At 61.7% G+C, this 23076-nt stretch carries 21 protein-coding genes; 6 read left to right on the top strand and 15 right to left on the bottom strand.

Annotated elements, in window-relative coordinates:
- Positions 1-24 precede the first annotated feature (24 nt).
- Positions 25-888 carry a methyl-accepting chemotaxis protein gene (locus AB4N53_RS23460; protein ID WP_370593494.1) on the top strand — a complete coding sequence of 288 codons (864 nt, stop codon included), beginning with the start codon at positions 25-27 and terminating at the stop codon, positions 886-888.
- Between the two features lie 819 nt (positions 889-1707).
- On the opposite strand, the gene AB4N53_RS23455 is transcribed toward AB4N53_RS23460, so the two are convergent.
- The 5 genes from AB4N53_RS23455 to AB4N53_RS23435 form a co-directional block, all read right to left on the bottom strand.
- Positions 1708-2127 (bottom strand): PIN domain-containing protein, encoded by a 420-nt coding sequence (locus tag AB4N53_RS23455; RefSeq protein WP_460123821.1) that lies wholly within the window; start codon positions 2125-2127, stop codon positions 1708-1710.
- Positions 2124-2369 (bottom strand): FitA-like ribbon-helix-helix domain-containing protein, encoded by a 246-nt coding sequence (locus AB4N53_RS23450; RefSeq protein WP_460123818.1) that lies wholly within the window; start codon positions 2367-2369, stop codon positions 2124-2126. The genes AB4N53_RS23455 and AB4N53_RS23450 overlap by 4 nt, the downstream gene beginning before the upstream one ends.
- A gap of 220 nt (positions 2370-2589) precedes the next feature.
- Entirely contained in the window at positions 2590-4140 is a 1551-nt protein-coding gene (locus AB4N53_RS23445) for an FGGY-family carbohydrate kinase (protein WP_460123815.1), read from the bottom strand.
- Positions 4137-5732, bottom strand: a complete 1596-nt coding sequence (locus AB4N53_RS23440) for a glycerol-3-phosphate dehydrogenase/oxidase (RefSeq protein WP_460123812.1) — start codon at positions 5730-5732, stop codon at positions 4137-4139. Before AB4N53_RS23440 ends, AB4N53_RS23445 begins: the two co-directional genes overlap by 4 nt.
- Positions 5729-7333: an FAD-binding oxidoreductase gene (locus AB4N53_RS23435; protein ID WP_460123809.1), complete on the bottom strand. Its 1605-nt coding sequence runs from the start codon at positions 7331-7333 to the stop codon at positions 5729-5731. The genes AB4N53_RS23440 and AB4N53_RS23435 overlap by 4 nt, the downstream gene beginning before the upstream one ends.
- Positions 7334-7521: 188 nt before the next feature.
- Here AB4N53_RS23435 and gliR point away from each other — a divergent pair, with 188 nt between their 5' ends.
- Both gliR and AB4N53_RS23425 read left to right on the top strand, forming a co-directional pair.
- Positions 7522-8538, top strand: a complete 1017-nt coding sequence (gliR, locus tag AB4N53_RS23430) for an AraC family transcriptional regulator GliR (protein WP_460123806.1) — start codon at positions 7522-7524, stop codon at positions 8536-8538.
- A 476-nt stretch (positions 8539-9014) separates the two neighbouring features.
- On the top strand, positions 9015-9380 hold the full coding sequence (locus AB4N53_RS23425) for a DUF6124 family protein (RefSeq protein WP_460123803.1): 366 nt from the start codon (positions 9015-9017) through the stop codon (positions 9378-9380).
- Positions 9381-9451: 71 nt separating this feature from the next.
- Here the strand turns inward: AB4N53_RS23425 and AB4N53_RS23420 are convergent, their stop codons facing one another.
- The 7 genes from AB4N53_RS23420 to AB4N53_RS23390 all read right to left on the bottom strand — a co-directional run bounded on the left by AB4N53_RS23420 (position 9452) and on the right by AB4N53_RS23390 (position 17591).
- Positions 9452-9820: a glyoxalase superfamily protein gene (locus AB4N53_RS23420; protein WP_042608820.1), complete on the bottom strand. Its 369-nt coding sequence runs from the start codon at positions 9818-9820 to the stop codon at positions 9452-9454.
- 197 nt (positions 9821-10017) lie between these two features.
- Positions 10018-11475 (bottom strand): N-acyl-D-amino-acid deacylase family protein, encoded by a 1458-nt coding sequence (locus AB4N53_RS23415; protein WP_460123799.1) that lies wholly within the window; start codon positions 11473-11475, stop codon positions 10018-10020.
- Position 11476: 1 nt separating this feature from the next.
- Positions 11477-12337: a MurR/RpiR family transcriptional regulator gene (locus tag AB4N53_RS23410; RefSeq protein ID WP_042608818.1), complete on the bottom strand. Its 861-nt coding sequence runs from the start codon at positions 12335-12337 to the stop codon at positions 11477-11479.
- A 16-nt stretch (positions 12338-12353) separates the two neighbouring features.
- The gene (locus tag AB4N53_RS23405) at positions 12354-13703 is read right to left on the bottom strand and encodes a GntP family permease (protein WP_460123796.1); all 1350 of its coding nucleotides are present in this window, start codon (positions 13701-13703) and stop codon (positions 12354-12356) included.
- 1262 nt (positions 13704-14965) lie between these two features.
- The gene (locus AB4N53_RS23400; protein WP_460123793.1) at positions 14966-15859 is read right to left on the bottom strand and encodes an NAD-dependent epimerase/dehydratase family protein; all 894 of its coding nucleotides are present in this window, start codon (positions 15857-15859) and stop codon (positions 14966-14968) included.
- 103 nt (positions 15860-15962) lie between these two features.
- Positions 15963-16874 carry a LysR family transcriptional regulator gene (locus tag AB4N53_RS23395; protein WP_125917861.1) on the bottom strand — a complete coding sequence of 304 codons (912 nt, stop codon included), beginning with the start codon at positions 16872-16874 and terminating at the stop codon, positions 15963-15965.
- 126 nt (positions 16875-17000) lie between these two features.
- The gene (locus AB4N53_RS23390) at positions 17001-17591 is read right to left on the bottom strand and encodes an NAD(P)H-dependent oxidoreductase (RefSeq protein ID WP_460123790.1); all 591 of its coding nucleotides are present in this window, start codon (positions 17589-17591) and stop codon (positions 17001-17003) included.
- A gap of 181 nt (positions 17592-17772) precedes the next feature.
- On the opposite strand from AB4N53_RS23390, the gene AB4N53_RS23385 reads away from it, so the two are divergent.
- Positions 17773-18087, top strand: a complete 315-nt coding sequence (locus AB4N53_RS23385; protein ID WP_460123787.1) for a putative quinol monooxygenase — start codon at positions 17773-17775, stop codon at positions 18085-18087.
- On the opposite strand, the gene AB4N53_RS23380 is transcribed toward AB4N53_RS23385, so the two are convergent.
- Entirely contained in the window at positions 18077-18841 is a 765-nt protein-coding gene (locus tag AB4N53_RS23380) for a sulfite exporter TauE/SafE family protein (protein ID WP_460123784.1), read from the bottom strand. The genes AB4N53_RS23385 and AB4N53_RS23380 overlap by 11 nt on opposite strands.
- Positions 18842-19057: 216 nt before the next feature.
- On the opposite strand from AB4N53_RS23380, the gene AB4N53_RS23375 reads away from it, so the two are divergent.
- On the top strand, positions 19058-19948 hold the full coding sequence (locus AB4N53_RS23375) for a LysR family transcriptional regulator (protein ID WP_460123781.1): 891 nt from the start codon (positions 19058-19060) through the stop codon (positions 19946-19948).
- A gap of 90 nt (positions 19949-20038) precedes the next feature.
- Complete coding sequence (locus AB4N53_RS23370; RefSeq protein WP_016770579.1) at positions 20039-20389, top strand: cupin domain-containing protein; 351 nt, start codon at positions 20039-20041, stop codon at positions 20387-20389.
- Positions 20390-20567: 178 nt separating this feature from the next.
- Here AB4N53_RS23370 and mmsB read toward each other — a convergent pair whose 3' ends face one another.
- Positions 20568-21455 (bottom strand): 3-hydroxyisobutyrate dehydrogenase, encoded by an 888-nt coding sequence (mmsB, locus tag AB4N53_RS23365; protein WP_460123778.1) that lies wholly within the window; start codon positions 21453-21455, stop codon positions 20568-20570.
- 10 nt (positions 21456-21465) lie between these two features.
- A complete protein-coding gene (locus AB4N53_RS23360) occupies positions 21466-22992 on the bottom strand; it encodes a CoA-acylating methylmalonate-semialdehyde dehydrogenase (RefSeq protein WP_460123775.1) in 1527 nt (508 codons plus the stop codon).
- Positions 22993-23076 lie beyond the last annotated feature (84 nt).

Genomic DNA, 23076 nt, shown 5'->3' with positions numbered 1-23076 from the left:
GTGTTGCAGCAAGGCATCGCGCGCATGGGCGTGACCCTGCGTGATTTGATCAGTGGCATCCGCGACGGCGTCACTCAGATCGCCAGCGCAGCCGAAGAGTTGTCAGCTGTAACCGAACAGACCAGCGCCGGGGTGAACAGCCAGAAAGTCGAGACCGATCAGGTCGCCACGGCCATGCACGAAATGACTGCCACCGTGCAGGAAGTTGCGCGCAATGCTGAGGAAGCGTCGCAAGCCGCTGCCGCTGCGGATGGTGAGGCCCGTGAAGGCGACAAGGTGGTGAATGAGGCCATCGCACAGATCGAGCGTCTGGCCAGCGAAGTGGTGCGTTCGACCGAAGCGATGAGCGTGCTGCAACAGGAAAGCGACAAGATCGGCAGCGTCATGGACGTGATCAAGGCAGTTGCCGAACAGACCAACCTGCTCGCGCTCAACGCCGCGATTGAAGCGGCACGTGCCGGTGAAGCCGGGCGTGGGTTTGCCGTTGTTGCGGATGAGGTTCGCGGTCTGGCTCAACGCACGCAGAAATCCACCGAGGAAATCGAAGGTCTGGTCGCCGGTCTGCAGAACGGCACCCAGCAGGTTTCGGCGGTGATGAACAACAGCCGCGCGCTGACCGACAGCAGCGTCGCCCTGACGCGCAAGGCCGGCGCCTCGCTGGAAAACATCACCCGCACGGTGTCGAACATCCAGTCGATGAACCAGCAGATCGCCGCCGCTGCTGAGCAGCAAAGCGCCGTGGCAGAAGAGATCAGTCGCAGCATCATCAACGTCCGCGACGTGTCCGAGCAGACCGCAGCGGCGAGTGATGAGACGGCAGCGTCGAGTGTTGAGCTTGCGCGGTTGGGTGGTCAGTTGCAGCAGATGGTCAGCCACTTCCGCGTTTGATTTTGGTTTTGCGCTGAGGCTGAAATCGAATCGCGGGCAAGCCCGCTCCCACAGGTTTTCGTGGTCGACCACTGTTGATGTGTTCACCCCGATAACTGTGGGAGCGGGCTTGCCCGCGATGGCGGTGGGTCAATCAAATCAACGTTGCCTGACACTCCGCCTTCGCGAGCAGGCTCGCTCCCACATTTGGATTTGTGTGGGTCACAGGATTTGAGCACACCGCAGATCCCTTGTGGGAGCGGGCTTGCCCGCGATGGCGGTGGGTCAATCAAATCAAAGTTGCCTGACACTGCGCCTTCGCGAGCAGGCTCGCTCCCACATTGGATTTGTGTGGGTCACAGGATTTGAGCACACCGCAGATCCCTTGTGGGAGCGGGCTTGCCCGTGATGGCGGTGGGTCAGTCAAATCAACAGTGTCTGACACTCCGCATTCGCGAGCAGGCTCGCTCCCACAATGGATTTGTATGGCTCACTGGATTTTGAGCACACCGCAAAACCTTTGTGGGAGCGTGCTTGCTCGCGAAGGCGGTGGGTCAGTCAAATCAACGTTGCCTGACACTCCGCCTTCGCGAGCAGGCTCGCTCCCACAATGGATTTGTATGGCTCACTGGATTTTGAGCACACCGCAAAACCTTTGTGGGAGCGGGCTTGCCCGCGATGGCGGTGGGTCAGTCAAATCAACATTGCCTGACGCTGCGCCTTCGCGAGCAGGCTCGCTCCCACATTGGATTTGTGTGCCACGCTGGATTATGAGCACACCGCAAAACCTTGTGGGAGCGAGCCTGCTCGCGAATGCGGTTTAAATGACAGAGCAGATTTTCAGACCTGCCACGGATTGATCACTTCAATCCCGGAAAACTCGAAATCCCGGACATTGCGCGTAGCAATCGCGGCTCCACGATTTCGGCAGATCGCTGCGATTTGCGCATCGGCCATTGCAATCCCCCGCCCCTTCGCCTCTGCATCGGCTACCAGCGTCGCGTACTCGACGGCTGCGTGGGCATCGAATGGCAAAATCCGCCCGGCAAAATCCTCTTCAAACATTGCCAAAGCGTGGGCCTGGAGTTTTTGTTTGCGCTTGCCGGAAGGTAATCGAGCGATGCCGTGCAGTATCTCCGCCACGGTGATTGCGCTGATGGCCAGGTCCATGGCCGGTTGCGCATCCACCCAAGCCAACACTTGAGCCTCGGGTTCGATACGCATGAATTCGGATAGAACGTTGGAATCGAGCATTATCATTCAGAAAAGTCCACCCCGAGTGGTTTTTCTGCACGCGCAGGCAGATCGAGCTCGGCTCCGCCCTCGGCGCTGAAACGCTGGTGGATCCGACTGCCCAGCCCTCCGGCACGATCAACCGTGGTGAGCGCTCGGCCCAGAATCAGCCGAGCCTCTTCTTCCATGGAATGTCCATTGTGTGCAGCGGTAATGCGCAACTGCTCCTTGAGCTCCTCGTCAAGGTTTCGAATGGTGATGCTGGCCATGTCGCCCTCCTGCAATCAATGAAATCATTGATTGCAGGCTAGCATATTCAGGTCTGAAAAGAGTGAGGCTTAGCCGAACGGCACCGTCGGCACCGGCACTCCGCAATACCCCCGTGGGAGCGAGCCTGCTCGCGAAAGCGGCGGACCATTCAAACGATCATTGACTGCCACTCCGCCTTCGCGAGCAGGCCCGCTCCCACAGGGGTCTAGGGTGTCAGTACTATTCGGGATACCCGGTGATTTTGCGGATGCTTTGATACAGCGGTTTGAGCTGCCGGTACATGCGCAAATACACCTCTCTGTACAACTGCTCATAAACCTTCTGCGCCTCAGGCTGCGGTGTAAAAACCGCTCCAACCCGAGTCATCGCCGCAATGGCCGATGGAAAATCCCTGTGCAGTCCCAACCCCACCGCGCAGCATATCGCCGCCCCCAACCCTGACGCTTCATAGACATGCGGGCGCTCTGCCGGTAGGCCGAAGATGTTGGCGGTCAGTTGCATGGCGGCGTCACTTTGTGAGCCGCCGCCGGCGACGCGCAGGCGTTTGATCGAGACTTTTGAGCGTCGCTCGATGTTCTCCATGCCTTGGCGCAGCGCGTAGGCCAGGCCTTCGAGAATCGCCCGGTAGATGTGCGCGCGGGTGTGTACGTCGCCGAAGCCGATCATCGCGCCTTTGGCTTCCACGCCCGGTTCGCGGATGCCCGGTGACCAGTAGGGTTGCAGCATCAGGCCCATCGAGCCCGGGGGCACTTCGTTGACCAGTGCGTCGAACAGTTGCTCCGGTTCGATGCCCTGCTCTTTCGCCTGCTGCATCTCACGCAGGCCGAACTCGTTCTTGAACCAGCTGACCATCCAGTAGCCGCGATAGATCATCACTTCGCAGTTGTACTGATCGGGCACGGCCGAGGGGTACGGCGGGATCAGCGGGACAATTTCCAGGTAGCGCGAGCGGGTGCTGGTGATGGTCGCGGTGGTGCCGTAGGACAGGCACACGGTGCGCGCATCGACCACGCCGGAACCGATCACTTCGCACGCCTTGTCGGCGCCAGCGGCAATCAGCGGCAGGCCTTCGGGAATGCCGGTGTGGCGCGCGGCTTCGGCCGTGATGCAGCCGAGGGTTTCGCCCGGTTTGTGCAGGGTCGGCAACTGCTGCGGACGCACCGCCAGTGCCTGCCATTTCCAGTCGCGCGGTGCCGCCCATTTCAGCCGTTTGAAGTCGAAGGGCAGATAGCCGACGCAACAGCCGATGGAGTCGACGAAGCGCCCGCACAAGCGATGGGTGAGGAAGCCTGAAAGCAGTAAATACTTGTCGGTCGCCGCCCACACTCCGGGCTGATGCCGAGCGATCCAGTTGGCCTCGGCCTGGGCGCGGAAATAATCCACCGTGGCTTGGGCACCGACCATTTTGAACAGCCAGCCCCACGGCCCTTTGATGCCCCCCTCGACCTCAGCCTGACGTTGATCGAGCCAGACAATCGCTGCGCGCAGCGGTTTGCCCTCGGCGTCCACGTTGATCACGGTGCCGCGCTGGGTGGTCAGGGACACGCCGGCAATCTGCGCACGGTCGATGCCAGTCTGCTGCCAGAGTTGCTGACACGCCTCGCCAAGCTTCGCCCAGTAATACTCCGGATCCTGCTCGGCCCAACCGGGTTGCGTCGAGTAGTACGCCTGCAGATCGACTTTGCCTTTGCCGAGCAGATTGCCCTGCAGATCGAAGAGCAACGCGCGCACGCTCTGGGTGCCGTTGTCGATCGCTAACAGGTATTTCATGGCGTGATCTCCGGCAAGCCGTGATCGCGCAGCCACAGCAAACGGTAGCGCTGGATTTCCGCTTGCCAGCGTTCATCGCCCCAAGCCAATCGTGGCTGACAGAGCGTGCGAATCGCGGGCAGATAGTCCTCGCCACCGCGCGGCAGCAACAGGCCCAAACGGCTGCGGCGCAGCAGCAAATCATCCAGGTGCAGAATCATTTCCGCCTCGCAGGCGAACGCCAGTTCTGCCCACAACGTATCGCTGGCGCCTACCGTTTCCAGACCGAGTTCGCCGAGCAATTGCGCCAGCCTCGGCAGGTCTCGACCGTGACGTCCGGCCAAGCGTCGCCACTGACTGCCGCTCAGTCCCGCAATTGTCAGCGGCGGCACAGCGGCGAACACCGGCGCGCCGTCATCGACAAAAGAACGCCCGAGCATCACCGCACACGCCTTGAGCACTTCGATCGCTTGCGGGCGAAATGTGGTCAGTTTGCCGCCGGCCAACGTCACACAACCGGGCTCCTGCCACAGCACATGTTCGCGGGTTTCGTTCGATGGTTTGCCCTGCTGCGCACCCGCCGCGCTGCCGACCACCGGACGCACGCCTGACCAGGTCGACAGCACGTCGTCGACGCCCACTTCGGCACGGGGAAATTGCTGCTGGCACGCGGCGAGCAGATAGTCGAGTTCGTCGCTGGAAATGCGCGCGCTGTGGTCGAGGTCTTCGCGGTGATCGAGGTCCGTGGTGCCGACCACCGTCGCGCCTTCCCACGGAAACACGAACACTGGGCGCCGATCGCGCTTATGCAGAAAAGTGAACGCCTGCGCCACCGGCAACCGCCAGCCCGGAAGCAACAGATGACTGCCGCGCAACGGGCGCAATTGCTTCGCAGCGTCAGCGGGACGGAGACGCTCAGCCCATGCGCCCGTGGCCACGGCCAACACAGCGGAGCGCAATTGCAGCGTCGCACCGCCCTCGCCATCTTCGATCTGAACCCCGCACACCCGCCCGCCTTCACGCAGCAGTTGCGTGACCCGCACACCGCTGACAATCACCGCGCCGTCAGCCCGGGCCTCGCGCAGTACGCGCATCACCAGTCGCGCGTCATCGGTCAGCGCATCGACAAAACAGCTGCCGCCGAGCAGGCCGTTTTCCTTCACCCCCGGCGCGAGAAAACGCAGTTGCTGGGCGTCATGAAAACGATGATTGCGCCGCCCCGCCAGCGCGTCGTAAACCGAGAGCAAGCCGCCCATGACGCGCGGCCCGGGAAAACCGCCGCGATAGTGCGGCATCATGAAACTCATCGGCTCGACCAGCCCCGGCGCCTCGTCGAGCAGGCGCTGGCGCTCGCGCACCGAATCGCGGGTCAGGCGCCACTGGCCCTTGGCGATGTAACGCAAACCGCCGTGGACCATTTTCGATGATCGGCTGGAGGTGCCCCAGGCAAAATCGCGCTGCTCCAGCAGCAGACAGCGCCAGCCCCGGCGCGCGGCTTCGCGGACGATCCCGGCGCCGCTGATGCCGCCGCCGATGACGATCAGGTCCCAGGTGTCATCCGCCAGCGTCGGCAGAATCTGCTCGCGCCACTGCGCGTTCCAGTTCGCCGTCATGGCCGCGACTCTGGCAACAGCGTGCCCGGGTTGAGGCGCCCCTCCGGGTCGAAATGTTCGCTCAGCGCCTGCAACGTCTGCATCGCCAGCGGGCCTTTTTCGCGCAACAGATACGGCGCGTGATCCTTGCCGACGCCATGCTGATGGCTGATGGTGCCGTGGTTGTCGACGATGGTCTGGCTGGCCGCGTGTTTGAGCATCCGCCAGCGCGCCAGCGTCGCGGCATAATCCGCTGCCGGGCGAAACACGTAGGTGGTGTAAATGCTCGAGCCTTCGCCGTAAACGTGCGAGAGATGAGTGAAGACATGCACGCGTTCGCCCTCGGCGGCCAACGCGTCGCGCAGGCTGTCTTCGATGAGGCTGAGCAAGTGGTCGACGTTGCTCCAGTCGGTGGCGGTTTCAAGGGTGTCGACCACGTAACCGGCGTTCCACAGGTTCTCGCGCAGGTAGGGAAAGCGGAAGCGGTTCTGCGCCCACTTCTTCCCCAGCAGAGTGCCGGTGAACACCCCGCCGAAGGCTTTCAGATGCTGGCGCGCGTGTTTCAGCGACAGTGCGTTTTGCTGGCGATTGCCCGTCACACCGAAGGTCAGCAGGCATTTGCCGTCGCCGGCACCGCGCAGCTTGAGGTACTTTTCCAGCCAGGCGATCTGTTGCGGATGGCCGGCCAGCGCCAGTTGCGTTTCGGTTTCCACCGCGTTGGACAGGCGCAGCATCGACAGCGGTACGCGCGCCTGCGCCAGTTGGCGGATCGCTTGCAACGCCTGCGGCCAGTCGGGCAGGAACACACCGTAGAAACGCTCGTCCGCCGGCAACGCGCTGATTCGCACTTTCACCTCGGAAATGATCCCGAAACGACCTTCGCACCCCAGCACCATTTCACGCAGATCGGGACCTGCCGCCGACGCGGGAAAGTTTGGAATCTGCAGAGGCCCGGCGAAGGTTTCCAGGGTGCCACCGGCAAACAATTGCTCGATCCGCCCGTAGCGCAACGACTGCTGGCCGCTGGAGCGACTGGCCACCCAACCGCCCAGCGTCGACAGCTCCCACGACTGCGGAAAATGCCCCAGCGTGTAGCCGCGCGCGCGCAATTGGCTTTCCACTTGCGGCCCGCTGGCGCCGGGGCCGAATGTCGCCAGCAGGCTGTGTTCGTCGAGGTCGGTCAGGCGATTCATTCGCGCCAGCGACACCGTCAGCACCGGACGCGCGGAGTCTGGCGGATTGATGTGCCCGGCCACCGACGTGCCGCCGCCGTAGGGAATCAGGCACAGATCCTGATCATGGGCGAGCGCCAGCAATTGGCGGATTTGCTCAGCGGTTTCGGGAAACGCCACGGCATCGGGATACGTGCCCAGTGCGCCTTCGCGTAATGCCAACCAGTCCGGCAGGCTCTGGCCGCGCGCGTGCAGCAGGCGATCGTGAGTATCGACGCTGTACAAGCGATGCGGCACCAGGCGCGAGGTCGGCACTTGCGCCAACGCCGCTGCCAGGGTCGCATCGGGCAATGCCCGGCCGGCGCCCAAGCGTTCGTGGAGAAATGTCGCGCCCTGGGCCGGCAGTTCAACCACCGTGCCTGCCTCTCCCCAGCCGTTCCAGCGTCGCATGCGTGTGTCCTTTTTCTGCCGTTGGATCAAGCTTGCATACTAGTCAGCGCTGGAGATCTGTCACGGTCGCATCCGGCCAGATCCTGTAGCCAATGGCGCCAAACGTCCGGGCATTTACTTTCGCTGGGCAATCCACTTACCTTGCGCCATTCATTCGCTCACGCGCCGTCGATCAAAGGACCGCGACCATGTCATCGCTCGGCTTCACTTCCGTTCCGCCGCTGCTCAAATACCTGCGTCACGCCGAACAGTTGGGCATGGCCATCGAGCCTGCGTTGGCGGCGGCCGGGTTGCAGGCGCAGCAGTTGAGCGACAACACCTTGCGCCTGCCGGGTGAGGTTCACGAGCGCTTGCTGGATTATTTCTGCGAGCACTCGGGCGATGGGTTGTTCGGGCTGCATGCAGCGAGTTTCGTCCTGCCCAACTCGTGGAGCGTGCTCGGTTACATCACCATGAATTGCGCCACGTTGGGCGATGCGATGAGCCGGATCATGCCGTTCGAAAAACTCGTCGGCGATATGGGCGTCAGCCGCGCCGAGGTGCAGGGCGAGCACGTGCATCTGATCTGGGCCTGCCGTTACCAGCGGCCACGGATTCGTCGACATCTGGTGGAAAACGTGCTCGGTTCGTGGCTGCACTACGCGCGCTGGATCGCCGACACGCAGCTGTCGCCGGCCTGCGTATGGCTGGAGCATGCGCGGCCGGATGAGGTGACGCAGGCCGAGTACGAGGCGTTTTTCGGTTGCCCGGTGCGGTTCGATCAGGCGTATTCGGCGCTGGTGGTGCCGCTGGCTTATTTGCAGTTGCCGTTGCGTCAGGCCGATGCGCAATTGCTGCGAACGCTGGAAGAACACGCGATGGGTTTGCTGGCGACGCTGGAGGATGTGTCGCTGGCGCAACAGGTGAAGAACATCCTGCGCGGTTTGCTCAAGGAGGGCTTGCCGCGCAAGGAGCAAGTGGCCGAACAGCTCAGCGTCTCGGTGCGCACGTTGCAGCGGCAGTTGCAGCAGGCTGGGACGTCGTATCAGCAGATTCTCGATGAGCTGCGTCAGGAGTTGGCGGAGCACTATTTGCTCAACAGCACGTTGCCGATTCAGGACATTGCGCAGTATCTGGGCTTCACCGAACCGCGCTCGTTTCATCGCACCTTCAAGAGCTGGCGCGGGATGCCACCGGGGGAGTTTCGGTTGCGGAATCGGCGGTGATGCTGATGGCCTCTTCGCGAGCAGGCTCGCTCCCACAGTAGTTCTCGGTTGTCTGCATTTCCGAGTTCACCGCAGATCCCCTGTGGGAGCGAGCCTGCTCGCGAAGGCGTCATTCGCCACACCAATTAAACACGTCTTGGCGCAACTGTTTAAAGCGACAAGGCATTCCGCGAAACCACCCACAATTCCTTGCGCCGCTGCCTACGCCTGCGCCAGAATCCGCCGGCTTGTGCGCCCCAGACCTCATCGCTACTGTGATTGCGTCACTGCCCATCAGTGATCGGGTTTAGTAGCCCGGAGTATTTGGGGTGCATCGTTCATCAGACAGTCAGGTCTCGCCTGAGCTTTATGGTGGCTGTGCGCAGGGCGCCCTCGGGCGCGCCGGTTTTCCCAGATCCCCGGTCTACTAACCTGCGCACAGCTGCCTCCACTTCTTTTAGTAGGGAAGCGGTGGCTAGCCAAATGAGGATCTGGATATGTTCAAAGTAACCCCAAACCCGCCAACCACCGACCCGGCATCTCCCTACGAATCCGCCGATTCGAAGAAATTCCACGAAGCCGCCGACCGCGCCCTCGACCATTACCTCGGCCCATCCAGCGCCGAATTCATGGCCCCGCCCTACAAACCCAACACGCTGTACATGGCCAATCCCGAGGCCGACAACGAATCGCTGCTGGCCGACGCCTGCGAAACTTTGGGGTCGGCGACGGTGATGCTCAACGATCAGGCGGGGCTGGTGAACGGCTCGCAGCGCAAGACGTTGCAGGGCATTGCGCAGATTGTGATGGTCGCGGAGATGGCGGTGAATCGGGTGCTGGATCGGCTGGTGCCGACGGAGTGAGGTGAGCGCCCGCAAGTATTACCGATGCCTGCGGGCAACCCCAGGAGGTCAGGTCGCGCTAGGCGTTCAAGTCAAAGACTGATCGCATTGGTAAACACCAACCGATTGCCAAACGGATCAGCAATGGTCATGTCCTGACTGCCCCACGGCATTGCCTGAATCTGCGGATGCGAGAACGTGTAGTCCTTGGCCATCAGTTGCTGCTGAAATGCCTCCAGCTCATCAGTCTCGATACGCAGCGCCGAACCCGGGCAGGCATCGCCGTGATGCTCGGACAGATGCAGCACACACTCGCCCCGCGACACCTGCAGATACAGCGGAAAATTCGCTTCGAAGCGATGCTGCCAGTCGATCTTGAAACCGAGAAAATCGACGTAAAACTCGACAGCCTTGGCCTCATCGAAGATCCGCAGGATCGGGGTGGTTTTGCCGAAGCTCATGGGGTGCTCCCTGACTGAATGGCCCCGCAGTGTAGACGGGGTGGATGTCAGGAGTTCGGCTCATTGATCGCTTTCTTTAATCGCACAGTGCCACTATGAGACCTAGATCAAAAGATCGCAGCCTTCGGCAGCTCCTACATTGGAATGCGATCTCTGTAGGAGCTGCCGAAGGCTGCGATCTTTTGGCGTCATTCGAATCAACGAAACCCATCGCGCAAATCACCTTCGCGAGCCAGAAACCGCCCAGCCCTGCCCCCATTCGCCTGCCCGTCGCGATAACTCAACACGCCGTTGACCCAAACCCCGTCGATCCCCTGCGCCGCCCGCTGCGGATCGTTGAAATCGGCCACGTCGCGCACGGTCGCCGGATCGAACAACACCAGATCCGCCCAATGTCCTTCACGAATCTCGCCCCTTTCCTGCAAGCCAAAACGCGCCGCCGACAGGCCGGTCATCTTGTGCACGGCGGTGTGCAGGGGAAACAGGCCGACGTCGCGACTGAAATGGCCCAGTACCCGTGGGAAAGCGCCCCACAGGCGCGGATGCGGGAACGGGTCTTCGGGCAGTCCGTCAGAGCCGACCATCGAAAGCGGATGGGCGAGGATTCTTCTGACATCGGCCTCGTCCATGCCGTAGTACACCGCGCCGGCCGGTTGCAGACGTTTCGCGGTTTCTTCCAGCGACAGGTTCCATTCGCCAGCGATGTCGATCAGGTCGCGCCCGCTGACTTCCGGATGCGGCGTCGACCAGGTGATGGTGATGCGGTGGGCATCGGTGACCTGCTTCAAATCCAGCGTCGAGGAACTCGCCGCGTACGGGTAGCAATCGCAGCCGACCGGATGGGTTTTCGCTGCTTCCTCCAACGCTGCGAGTAATTGCGGACTGCGCCCCCAATTACCCACGCCGGCGCATTTGAGGTGGGAAATGATCACCGGCGATTGCGCGTGGCGGCCGATCTGAAAGGCTTCGTCCATCGCCTCCAACACCGGGGCGAATTCGCTGCGCAAATGGGTGGTGTACACCGCGCCGAACGCCGTCAGTTCTTCGGTCAGTTGCATGACTTCATCAGTGGACGCGTTGAAGGCGCTGGCGTAGGCCAGGCCTGTGGATAAACCCAACGCGCCAGCCTCGAGACTGTCGCGCAACTGCTTACGCATGGCAGTGATTTCGTTGGGCGTCGCGGTGCGGAACAAGTCGTCGAGGTGATTGCTGCGCAGCGCGGTGTGGCCGACCAGTGCGGCGACGTTCAACGTGGGGTTGGCCGCTTCGACGGCGGCGCGGTAGTCACTGAAACGCGGATAAACGAACGCCGCTGCGCTGCCGAGCAGGTTCATCGGATCGGGTGGATTGCCCTTCAAAGTGACCGGCGAAGCGCTGATGCCACAGTTGCCGACAATCACCGTGGTCACGCCTTGGCTGAGCTTGGGCAGCATCTCGGGTTGGCGGATGACCACGGTGTCGTCGTGGGTGTGCACGTCGATGAAACCCGGTGCCAGCACCCGGCCGGCCGCATCGATTTCTTCGGCGGCGCGGGCGTCAGGCAGTTCGCCGATGCGCTCGATGCGACCATTGAGAATCGCCACGTCTGCGCGGTAGCCCGGCGTGTTGCTGCCGTCGATGAGCAAAGCGTTGCGGATCAGGGTGTCGTACTGCATGTCAGTCTCCCAGCGGCAGGTGATCGTCGCCGCCACGGTATTCGTCGAGGGCGAGTTTGATTCGCCGCAGACGTTCTTGATTGTCTTCAGGGCTGGCCAGCGCCAGCTCGGTGGCGAGCACGTCGATGGCCAGCAGCATGCCGTAGCGCGCCGCCGTCGGTTTGTAGATGAACGAGGTTTCCGCGCCTTGCAGCGGCAGGACGACGTCGGCCAGTTCGGCCAACGGTGAATCGCCGCGAGTGATGGCGAGAATGCGCGCGCCGTAATTGCGCGCCAGCTCCACGGTTTCCAGAAGCTCCGGGGTGATGCCGGTCAGCGAGCAGACGATCAGCACTTGCTCGGCGTTCAAACTGGCGGCGGTGACGCGCATCATCACCGCGTCATGACACACCGCAATCGGGTAGCCGAGGCGCACCAGGCGCACCTGCAATTCATCGCTGCACAGGGTCGAGCAACCGCCCATGCCGAACGCGTGAATCATTCGCGCCTGGCTGAGCAATTTCACTGCGTCGGCGAAGCGCGATTCATCGAACCCGGCCAGATGCTGGCGCAGCGTGGTTTCGATGTCGCCGACGATCTGCCCGTAGAACGCCGACTGCTCAGGCGTGCCCGCCGGATCGAGAAACCGGCTGCCAACGCCGCTGGCCTGGGCCAGTTGCAGACGCAGATCACGCAGGTCACGGCAGCCGACCGTGCGGGCAAAACGCGACAGCGTGGCGGTGCTGACTTCGGCGCGTTGCGCGAGGTCTTCGAGGCTGGCGCTGGCGGCAAAGCCGACATCGTCGAGCATCAACCGCGCAATGCGCCCCTCGCCGGCGCTGAAGGAGTCCTGGCGGGCGCGGATCTGGTAGAGGATGTCCATGGGCGGCGGGCTCCGGTTACAGCAGGTAGGAAAGGCCAACGGTCAGCGCGAAAGCGACCAGCGAAATCAGCGTCTCAAGCACGGTCCAGGTCTTGAACGTCTGCGCGACCGTCATGTTGAAGTATTCCTTGATCAACCAGAAGCCGCCGTCGTTGACGTGGGAAAAGATAACCGAGCCCGCGCCGGTCGCCAGCACCAAAAGCTCAGGATGTGGATAACCCAGACCGATGGCCACCGGCGCGACAACGCCTGATGCGGTGGTCATCGCCACCGTCGCCGAGCCAGTGGCAACGCGCATCAGCGCGGCGAACAACCAGCCCATGATCAGCGGCGACAGATGAAATTCATGGGCGAGGCCGACGATCTGATCGGTGACGCCGGCATCCACCAGAATCCGGTTCAAGCCGCCGCCCGCGCCGACCAGCAAGGTAATGCTGGCGGTGGGCGCGAGGCATTCGTTGGTGAACTTGAGGATCGATTCGCGGTTGAAACCTTGGGCAATCCCTAGCGTCCAGAAGCTCAGCAAGGTCGCCAGCAACAGCGCGATCACCGAGTTGCCGATGAACAGGAGGAACTGGTTGAACGCGCTGCCGGGAGTGGAAATCAGGTTGGCCCAGCCGCCGATCAGCATCAGCACCACCGGCAGCAGAATGGTCGCCATGGTGATGGCGAAACCCGGCAGTTTGTCGCGCGGTTCACGCTCGAGAAATTGCTTTTCCAGCGGGTTGTCCGCCGGCAATTGAATGCGCGGCACGATGAATTTTGCGTACAGCGGGCCGGCGATGATTGCGGTCGGAATGCCGATCGCGATGGCGTACAGCAAGGTCTGCCCGACCGACGCCTGATAGGCCTGCACCGCGAGCATCGCCGCCGGGTGCGGCGGCACCAGTGCGTGCACTACCGAGAGGCCGGCCACCATAGGCAGCCCGACCATCAGAATCGACACGCCAACCCGGCGCGCCACGGTGAAAGCGATTGGCACCAGCAAGACGAAACCGACTTCAAAGAACAGCGGCAAACCGACCAGAAATGCGATGCAGACCATCGCCCAATGCGCGTTCTTCTCGCCGAACCTTTCGATCAGCGTGCGCGCCATCTGCTCGGCCCCACCAGACTCGGCCATCATCTTGCCGAGCATCGTCCCCAACGCCACCACCAGCGCAATATGCCCCAGCGTCTTGCCGACACCCGCCTCATACGCGCCGACCACAGCCGACGGCGGCATCCCGGCCACCAGCGCCAGGCCCAGGGAAATCAGAGTGATGACAATGAACGGATTGAGCCGGTAACGGGCGATCAACACGATCAGCGCTATGATGGCAACGGCGGCATAGACCAGCAGCCAATAGCCGAAGGAAGGCGTCATGCGGTACTCCTCGAAAGGGTCACGTTCGAATGGGTTGTGAAACTCATAAATCATTTCGAGATAGAGATTTCAAACCGCATGAAAGTAATTTTCGTGGAGAGACAAGAGGTGTCGCTGGTGGGTATGCCGTGTCGTGATTAATGAAAATCGGAGGGCGGGATTTTCATGGCTTTCTCCCCCACAAAATCCATGTGGGAGCTGGCTTGCCAGCGATGACGGCGCCACGTTCAGCATGGGTGGCGACTGATCCACCGCTATCGCTGGCAAGCCAGCTCCCACAGTTTTGATCGCGTGCCTTCAGCTACATCGCAACCAACCTGTGGGAGCGAGCCTGCTCGCGGAAGCGGCTGCACAGTCAACATCTTCATTGCCTGACCCAGCGCTTTCGCGAGCAAGCCCGCTCCCACAATTTTGATCGCATTCCTTCAGGCAGAACGCCGTCTACCTGTGGGAGCGAGCTTGCTCGCGAAGGCGGCTTCGCAGTCAACATCTTCATTGCCTGACCCAGCGCTTTCGCGAGCAGGCTCGCTCCCACAATTTTGATCGCATTCCTTCAGGCAGAACGCCGTCTACCTGTGGGAGCGAGCCTGCTCGCGAAGGCGGCTTCACAGTCAACATCTTCATTGCCTGACCCACCGCTTTCGCGAGCAGGCTCGCTCCCACAGTTTTGATCGCATTCCTCCAGGCAGAACGCCGTCTACCTGTGGGAGCGAGCCTGCTCGCGAAGGCGGCTTCACAGTCAACATCTTCATTGCCTGACCCACCGTTTTCGCGAGCAGGCTCGCTCCCACAATTTTGATCGCATTCCTTCAGGCAGAACGCCGTCTACCTGTGGGAGCGAGCCTGCTCGCGAAGGCGGCTTCACAGTCAACATCTTCATTGCCTGACCCAGCGCTTTCGCGAGCAGGCTCGCTCCCACAGTTTTGATCGCATTCCTCCAGGCAGAACGCCGTCGACCTGTGGGAGCGAGCCTGCTCGCGAAGGCGGCTTCGCAGTCAACATCTTCATTGACTGACCCACCGCTTTCGCGAGCAAGCCCGCTCCCACAGTTTTGATCACATTTCTTCAGCTACATCGCAACCAACCTGTGGGAGCGAGCCTGCTCGCGAAGGCGGCTGCACAGTCAACATCTTCATTGACTGACCCAGCGCTTTCGCGAGCAGGCTCGCTCCCACAGTTTGATCGCATTCCTCCAGGCAGAATTCGATCCAATTGTGGGAGCGAGCCTGCTCGCGAATGGCTTCACTCGGTGCGCGCTGAACTCACACCATTTCGTTACGAATCCATTCAACCACCGAGGTGCGTTTCGGCGTCCAGCCCAGCAGGTCGCGGGCGTGTTTGCCGCGTACGCGGCTGTTGGAGCCGAGGCCGTAGTTGGCCATTTCATAGCCCCATTCGGCTTCGGCGTCTTGCAATGGCCAGTCTTGCGGTTTGCCCAGGTCGAGGGCTTCAGCCATGGCGGTGGTCATGTCGATGAACGAGGCTTCACCGCTCTCGACAAAGTAGAAAGTGCCCGGCACATTTCTGGTCAGCGCCAGCTGATACAGGGCGACGACATCTTCGATGTGCACGTTGGACCAGATGTTCTCGCCGCTGCCGACGTGGCGCACCACGCCGCTTTTGCGCGCCTGTTTCAGCAGTCGCGGCAGTTGCACGCTGTCGCGTTTGACGCCCAGGCTGTGACCGTAGATCAGCGTGTTGCAGATCACCGCCGAATTCACGCCATCCTTGGCCGCCGCAAGCACCCGATCGTCGATGGCCACGCGCGCCGCCTTATCGACGGTCGGTTCCGGCAAATTGTCTTCGTAATAGATGACATCGCTGGATTTGCCGCCGGAGGCATCGCCGACGATGCTCGAACCGCTGGTGTGCAAAAAGACCTTGTTCGAGCCACGCAAAGCACCGAGCAACGCGTCCACTGCGCCGCGATGATCGCTGCTGGCAGCGTTGATCACCGCATCGGCAGCACGCGCCTGTTCCGCCAGCAACTGGCTGTCATCAAGAGTGCCGATCACCGCATGCATGCCCAATGCTTTCAGCTCATCAGCCTGCTCGGCGCTGCGCACCAGGCCGGTGACGTTGTGCCCGGCCTGCACCAGGCCGGTGGCGATGGAACCGCCGATAAAACCGGCAGCGCCGGTAACGAATACGTTCATGGAGTAACTCCCTGCGTGAATAAGTAATGCAGCGAGTATCGGCCGATGAACCTCAGCGAAAAACCCGCCCTTGGCCAATTCACTCTTGCGCAGGGATCACGAATCAGCCCTTGAATTCGGCGCTGGCGTAGGCGGCGAGTTTGCTCTGGATGAAGTCGAGGAAGCACTGGATGCGCAACGCCAGTTGCGAGTTACGGTAGTACACGGCGTTGATCGGCTGGCGGTAGCCGCTGTTGAATTCACCGAGCAGGACTTTCAGGCGTCCGGCGCGGATGTCGTCGATGGTCATGAAGTGCGACAGACAGGCAATGCCCTGCCCTTCCAGCGCCAGATGGCGAACGGTCTCGCCGCTGGAAGCGCTGATCGCCGGGTTGATCGGCCAGCGGTCGCCATGCACATAGCGCAGCGGCCATTGGTTGAGGCCTTCGTTGTGGGTGAAGCCGAGCAGCGTGTGTTCACTCAGGTCTGCGACCTGCCGGGGCGCACCGTGCTTCTTCAAATAGGCGGGGCTGGCGACGATCATCAACGGACTGCAACCGAGCGAACGCGCATGCAGCGTCGAATCGGCGAGGGTGCCGATGCGGATGGCGACGTCGGTGCTTTGTTCCAACAGGTCAATGATCAGGTCATTGCTGTTGAGTTCGAGTTGGATGTCCGGGTACAGCTGCCGGAATTCGTCGATGTAGGGAACGATGGCGTGGAGCATGAACGGCGAGGCGGCGTTGATGCGCAGGCGCCCGGACGGGGTTTGTTGGCGCGAGGACAGGCGCTCTTCGAGTTGATCCATCTGGTCGAGAATCAGCTTGGCCTGTTCGAAGAAATACTTGCCCTCCTCGGTCAGGTCCATGCGCCGCGTGGTGCGGTTGATCAGCGTGGTGTCGAGCTTGGCTTCAAGCTTCGACAGCGTGCGACTGACGGCCGATGGCGTCTGCCCAACCTGTTCGGCGGCGGCGGAAATCGAACCGCATTCGATCACGCAGACAAAAATCTGCAACTCATCTGATCTGGCTTTCACGGGTTCCCTCTTTGAAATCGCCAAGATCGCAGCCTTCGGCAGCTCCTACATTGGAATGCATTCCCCCTGTAGGAGCTGCCGAAGGCTGCGATCTTTTGCTGTTACCCGGATAGTAGCCCGAAACCATCAGGCCTTGAGGCCAAACACCTCGGTCAGATGCTGCTCATAACGCGCCACATCATTGTCGATGTTCGGACGCTTCATCACGTCGACACAGAGGAAGGTCGGCAACGCGGTCATGCCAAGGAATTCGTTGGCCTTGTGGAACGGGAAGTACACCGCGTCCACGCCTTTGGCTTCGAAGAAATCCGTCGGGTCATCGAAGGCTTGTTGCGGCGCATTCCAGGTCAGCGACAGCATGTATTGCTTGCCCTGAATCAGACCACCACTGCCGTACTTCTGCGATGCATCGGAACGGGTGCGGCCGTCACTGGCGTAGAGGCTGCCGTGGCCTTCGGTGAACACTTCGTCGATGTACTTTTTCACCGTCCACGGCGCGCCCATCCACCAGCCCGGCATCTGATAAATGATCACGTCGGCCCAGAGGAATTTCGCCACTTCTTCGGCAACGTCGTAGCCCTCATCAATGAAAGTGGTTTTGACGTCGGCACCGCCGCGATCGAGCACGCTCAGCGCCGTTTCGTGCAAGGTGGTGTTGTAGCGGCCATCGGAGTGGGCGAATTTTTTACCGCCATTGAGCAACAGCACTTTCTTCATCGGAAAACCTCGGCGCAGCCTTCAAGGCTGGATTGAAACAGGAATTGGAATGGCGGCAGATTAACCATCGATCTCGCGCGGAAACAGCCACATCGGCGCAAAATACATTTGATCAAAACGCACGAATCAACAACCAATTGTTGCCGTAGCATTCAGCACTTTCTGTTTCGAGGAAGTTGTGATGAGTGAACGCCAGGGTTTTATCCTGCACGCCAAGACCCGCCCGGAAAAATCCGCCGAGTTCGAAGCGCTGTTTCGCGCCTATGTCGAGCCGAGTCGCGCCGAACCCGGTTGCATCGAGTACCACATGCTGCGCGACCAGCAGGACCCGACGCTGTTTATCTTCTACGAGATCTGGGCCAGCCAGGCAGATCTGGATGTGCATTCGGCGTTGCCGCACATGAAAGCGTTCTTCGCCAAACGCATGGAATACCTGGAACGCGATTTCGATATTCGCCCGATCGACATGCTCAGCGAATCCTCGGCTAGCCGCTGATCAGCAAGTGTGCGCCGAGCGCGCCCAGTCCGATAAAGAATACGCGCTTGAACAGCGCCGCACTGATGCGCTGACGCAACCATTGGCCAAGCCACATGCCGAGCATCGCCGGGATCAACGCCAGCAGCGACGCGCTCAATTCGCCACCGCCGAGGGCGCCATGCCAGAGCAGCCCAAGCGCCAGCGCGAAGGTCGAAACGCTGAACGATAGGCCGAGGGCCTGCACCAGTTCATCGCGGCTCAGCCCCAGCGCTTGCAGATACGGCACCGCTGGAATCACGAAGACGCCGGTGGCGGAGGTGATGACGCCGGTGATCAGGCCACACAGCGGGCCGAGCCAGCGTTCATGACGCGGGTTGACGTGCAAAGTCGGCAGAAACAGTCCGCTCAATGCATACAGCAACAGTGCCGCGCCAAGTCCGCGCACCACCCAATGGCCGCCGGACATGCCGATCCAGAGGGTGCCAATGCCAGTGCCAAGGAAGATCATCAGCAGCATCGGCCAGAGGCGTTTGAGCAATCCTCGCAGATGACCGCCGAAGGCCAGTTGCCAGAGATTGGTCAGGGTAGCGGGGATGATCAACAGCGCGGCTGCCTGCGTCGGCGCCATAGCCAGACCGAGCAGGCCCATGGCGACGGTAGGCAGACCAAGGCCGATCACACCTTTGACCGTACCGGCGAGGAGGAAGGTGGCGATGACCAGTAGGGACAAGGTCGGGCCGAGGGTTTGGTAGAAGTCGATTAGCGTGTGCATTGGGGTAATGTGCACTGATCCGGGCCAGGGGAAAATCTGCCATATACTGAGGCAGCCTCTTCCTTTGCAAGAGGCTGACATCGGCGTTGAGGCATCTGACCTCTTCGCGAGCAGGCTCGCTCCCACACGGGATCTGCGCTGTACATAAGTCCCTGTGGGAGCGAGCCTGCTCGCGAAAGGGCCAGCCCAGCCACCGCGAAACCACAGGCAAACCCAATGCACTACGACCTCACCGACCTGCGCCTCTACCTGCACATCCTCGACACCGGCAACATCACCGCCGGCGCCGCCCGCAGCCACTTGTCCCTCGCCGCCGCCAGCGCCCGAATCCGCGCGATGGAAGCCTCGCTGGGCGCCGAATTCCTCGAGCGCGGCCGGCGCGGCGTCACGCCAACGCCTGCCGGCAAGGCCCTCGCCCACCATGCGCGGATCCTTTTGCAACAGGCCGATCGCATGCAGCAGGATTTGGCCGATTACGCGAAAGGCGTGAAAGGCCAGGTGCGGCTGTTGTGCAACACCACGGCGATTACCGAGTACCTGCCGGAAGTGCTCGCCGATTTCCTGCGCAGCCATCCCAACCTCGATATCGATCTACAGGAACTGCCCAGCGCGCGGATTACCCATGCCTTGCGGGAAGGCGCGGCGGATCTGGGGATTGTGTCCGACGCAGTCGACACCAACGGCTTACAGACTCAGGCGTTTCGCGACGATCCGCTGGTGCTGATTCTGCCGCTCGATCACCCGTTATCTGACGCCGCCGAGGTCAGTTTCAGCGACGCGTTGCAGCACGACTTTGTCGGACTCAGCGCTGACAGCGCACTGGCGATTTATCTGGAAGAACAGGCGCTGCACAGCGGCGCGCGAATGCAGGTGCGCATTCGCGCCGATGGTTTTGATGGCGCGATGCGCATGGTCGCCCGTGGCGCCGGACTGGCTATCGTGCCCTTGGCCGCTGTCGAACGCGCGACGCTCGAACGGTTCAAGTGCGTCACTCTGAATGAGCCGTGGGCGCGCCGCAGGTTATTGCTCTGCGCGAGAGACTTCGCCGCGCTGCCGGGTTATGCCAACGCGTTGTTACAAGCGCTCAGCGTTTGCGCGCGTTTCTGAGCACTCCGATGTCGACCCCAGACAACTGAGCGGCAACCGGGCGCTATAGGGTGCGACTTCAATTCTCAAGTCCACTTGACCGGAGTCCCCATGACCGCGACCGCCCCTATCACCGTTCTGCGCGACACCCACCCGCTGCCGGTACTCGACGCCTGCAAATGGGAAAAACTCGAAGGCGACCCGCACACCGTCAACCTCAACGCCTACACCAGCGAAGACGGCAGCAAGATCATGGGCACCTGGATCTGCACACCGGGCAAGTGGCGCGTCGATTATGTGAAGTGGGAGTACTGCCATTTCCAGGAAGGCTACTGCGTGATCACCCCGGACGGCATGGCGCCGATCCACCTGCGCGCTGGCGATATCTTCGTGGTTGAGCCGGGCATGAAGGGCACGTGGGAAGTGGTCGAGACCGTGCGCAAATATTTCGTCTTCGCCTGATGCAAAAAAGCCGGGAAATCACCCGACGTGATTTCCCGGCAAATAATTTGATAGGGCCGCGATCCCCCTGTGGGAGCGAGCCTGCTCGCGAAAGCGGTCTGCCAGTCACTCCATGTTCGAGGCTGATGCCGTCTTCGCGAGCAGGCTCGCTCCCACAGGTGTTTTCACCACGGGCCTTCTATTGCGGCTTGCGATAGCTATTGATGATCGCCGAGAAATCCTTCCCGCCGTCACCGCGCTGGCTCATCGCCTGATACAACTGCTGCGCCACCGCACCGAGCACCACCGGCTGGTGCGCCTGCCGCGCCGCTTCTGTCGCCAGGCCGAGATCCTTGAGCATCAGTTCGGCACCGAACCCGCCGGTATACCCGCGCGAGGCTGGCGCCGTTTCGACGATCCCTGGCCACGGGTTGTACATCTCCGAACTCCAGCAACGGCCGGTCGAGCTGTTGATGATCCCGGCGAGCACGCCGGTGTCGATCCCCAGCGCATCGCCCAACGCCATCGCCTCACTGACGCCGACCATCGAAATCGCCAGCAGCAGGTTGTTGCAGATCTTGGCGATCTGGCCGGTACCGACTTCACCGCAATGGACGATGTTGCGGCCCATCTGCGCCAGCACCGGTTGCAGGGTGGCGAACAGTTCCGGCGTTGCGCCGACCATGAATGTCAGCGTCCCGGCGGTCGCGCCGCCAGTGCCGCCAGAGACTGGCGCATCGGCCATGGCCACACCGTATTTGGCGGCGGCCGTTGCGACATCGCGGGCGGTCTGCGGATCAATGGTGCTGCAATCCACCGCCGGCACACCTTGGCGAATGCCGGCGAGTACGCCCTCTTCACCCAGCCAGACGCTGCGCACGTGCACAGCGGCCGGGAGCATGGTGATCACCAGTTCGGCATCCTCCGCCGCCTCGCTGGCCGAAGCGCGGATGGTACCGCCCAGTTGTTCCAGTTCCGCCAGCACGGTTTTGTTCAGGTCGACCAGGTTCAGCGAGTGGCCGGCCTTGATCAGGTTGCGCGCCATCGGCGCGCCCATGTTGCCCAGCCCGATAAATGCGATTTTCATGATCGAATCCTCAGCGCAGGTTGATGGTGGTGTTCACGCCGTCGTTGACGCTGTCGTCGTCGAACCAGCGCGCCGTGACCGTTTTGGTCTGCGTGTAGAACTGCACCACTTGCTTGCCGTACGGGCCGAGGTCGCCGAGTTTCGAGCCGCGCGAACCGGTGAAGCTGAAGAACGGCACCGGCACCGGAATCGGGATGTTGATGCCGACCTGACCGACGTCGATTTCAGTCTGGAATTTACGCGCCGCCGCACCGCTCTGGGTGAACAGGCCAGTGCCATTGCCGAACGGGTTGGCGTTGACCAGCGCGATCGCCTGATCGAGGGTGTCGACTTCCAGCACCACCAGCACCGGGCCGAAGATTTCCTGGGTGTAGATCTGCATGTCGGTGGTCACCCCGGAGAACAGGGTCGGGCCGACAAAGTTGCCTTGCTCGTAGCCCGGCACGCTGATGTCGCGACCGTCCAGTTCAAGCTTGGCGCCTTCCTTGATGCCGCTTTCGATCAGTTCAAGGATCCGCGCCTTGGCTTTCCTCGAAATTACGGGACCGACATCGGTGCCCGGCTCGCTCCCAGCGTTGACCTTGAGCTTCTGCGCCAGCGCTTTCAGATCCGGCAGCCACTGTTTCGCAGCGCCCACCAGCACCACCACCGAGGTGGCCATGCAGCGTTGCCCGGCGGCGCCGAAACCGGCGCCGACCAAGGCATTCAGCGCTTGCTCGCGATTGGCATCGGGCAGCACCACGGCGTGGTTTTTCGCGCCCATCATCGACTGTACGCGTTTGCCATGTTTGCCGGCCAGGTCATAAACGTGGGTGCCAACAGCGGTCGAACCGACGAACGATACGGCTTTGATGTCCTTGTGCGTGCACAGGCCATCGACCACATCCTTGCCGCCGTGAACGACGTTGAGCACGCCCGCAGGGACGCCAGCCTCAATGGCCAGTTCCACCAGCAGCATGGTCGACAGCGGATCCTGTTCCGACGGTTTGAGCACGAAGGTGTTGCCGCAGGCGATCGCCATCGGGAACATCCACAGCGGAATCATCGCCGGGAAGTTGAACGGCGTGATGCCGGCGCACACGCCGATCGGCTGGCGCAGGGTGTACGTGTCGACGCCGCCAGCGACGTTTTCGGCGAACTCGCCCATTTGCAGAGTGCCGATCGAGCACGCGTGCTCGACCACTTCCAGGCCACGGAAAATATCGCCCTCGGCGTCGGCAATGGTCTTGCCCTGCTCGGCACTGAGGACCACGGCGATGCGTTTGGAGTGCTCGCGGATCAGTGCCTGCAATTTGAGCATGATGCGCATCCGCGCGCCGATCGGGGTCAGTTTCCAGGTCTGGAAGGCACGCTGGGCGGCGCTGACAGCGGCATCGACCTCAGCGGCGGTGGCGAACGGAACCTTGGCCAGCACTTGCTGGGTGGCCGGGTTGACGATGTCGTGCCACTCGGTGGTCTGCGACTCGACCCATTCGCCGTCGATCAGCAGTTTGACCTTTTGCAGGGTGGTGTCGTTGGGCGTAAGCGATGCGTTCATGCTGGTCTCCAGAACTTGTTTTTATCGTAGGAGCCAAGGCGAAAGGTTCGCCTTGAGATGAGGCGTGTGTCCAGAATGGTTGTC

Source organism: Pseudomonas sp. H3_E04 (genome assembly GCF_054668915.1).
The sequence above is the reverse complement of the archived record's forward strand: the minus strand, read 5'-3'. Positions and strand labels throughout refer to the sequence as shown.

Excerpts from the sequence above, each read along its gene's own strand:
- AB4N53_RS23445 (WP_460123815.1), bottom strand. The coding sequence starts at position 4,140 with ATGAAATACCTGTTAGCGATCGACAACGGCACCCAGAGCGTGCGCGCG.
- AB4N53_RS23390 (WP_460123790.1), bottom strand. The coding sequence starts at position 17,591 with ATGAAGAAAGTGCTGTTGCTCAATGGCGGTAAAAAATTCGCCCACTCC.
- AB4N53_RS23385 (WP_460123787.1), top strand. The coding sequence starts at position 17,773 with ATGAGTGAACGCCAGGGTTTTATCCTGCACGCCAAGACCCGCCCGGAA.
- AB4N53_RS23405 (WP_460123796.1), bottom strand. The coding sequence starts at position 13,703 with ATGACGCCTTCCTTCGGCTATTGGCTGCTGGTCTATGCCGCCGTTGCC.
- AB4N53_RS23420 (WP_042608820.1), bottom strand. The coding sequence starts at position 9,820 with ATGAGCTTCGGCAAAACCACCCCGATCCTGCGGATCTTCGATGAGGCC.
- AB4N53_RS23380 (WP_460123784.1), bottom strand. The coding sequence starts at position 18,841 with ATGCACACGCTAATCGACTTCTACCAAACCCTCGGCCCGACCTTGTCC.
- AB4N53_RS23440 (WP_460123812.1), bottom strand. The coding sequence starts at position 5,732 with ATGACGGCGAACTGGAACGCGCAGTGGCGCGAGCAGATTCTGCCGACG.
- AB4N53_RS23435 (WP_460123809.1), bottom strand. The coding sequence starts at position 7,333 with ATGCGACGCTGGAACGGCTGGGGAGAGGCAGGCACGGTGGTTGAACTG.
- AB4N53_RS23415 (WP_460123799.1), bottom strand. The coding sequence starts at position 11,475 with ATGCAGTACGACACCCTGATCCGCAACGCTTTGCTCATCGACGGCAGC.
- AB4N53_RS23360 (WP_460123775.1), bottom strand. The coding sequence starts at position 22,992 with ATGAACGCATCGCTTACGCCCAACGACACCACCCTGCAAAAGGTCAAA.
- AB4N53_RS23450 (WP_460123818.1), bottom strand. The coding sequence starts at position 2,369 with ATGGCCAGCATCACCATTCGAAACCTTGACGAGGAGCTCAAGGAGCAG.
- gliR (WP_460123806.1), top strand. The coding sequence starts at position 7,522 with ATGTCATCGCTCGGCTTCACTTCCGTTCCGCCGCTGCTCAAATACCTG.
- AB4N53_RS23460 (WP_370593494.1), top strand. The coding sequence starts at position 25 with ATGGGCGTGACCCTGCGTGATTTGATCAGTGGCATCCGCGACGGCGTC.
- AB4N53_RS23375 (WP_460123781.1), top strand. The coding sequence starts at position 19,058 with ATGCACTACGACCTCACCGACCTGCGCCTCTACCTGCACATCCTCGAC.
- AB4N53_RS23370 (WP_016770579.1), top strand. The coding sequence starts at position 20,039 with ATGACCGCGACCGCCCCTATCACCGTTCTGCGCGACACCCACCCGCTG.
- AB4N53_RS23400 (WP_460123793.1), bottom strand. The coding sequence starts at position 15,859 with ATGAACGTATTCGTTACCGGCGCTGCCGGTTTTATCGGCGGTTCCATC.
- mmsB (WP_460123778.1), bottom strand. The coding sequence starts at position 21,455 with ATGAAAATCGCATTTATCGGGCTGGGCAACATGGGCGCGCCGATGGCG.
- AB4N53_RS23425 (WP_460123803.1), top strand. The coding sequence starts at position 9,015 with ATGTTCAAAGTAACCCCAAACCCGCCAACCACCGACCCGGCATCTCCC.
- AB4N53_RS23455 (WP_460123821.1), bottom strand. The coding sequence starts at position 2,127 with ATGATAATGCTCGATTCCAACGTTCTATCCGAATTCATGCGTATCGAA.
- AB4N53_RS23410 (WP_042608818.1), bottom strand. The coding sequence starts at position 12,337 with ATGGACATCCTCTACCAGATCCGCGCCCGCCAGGACTCCTTCAGCGCC.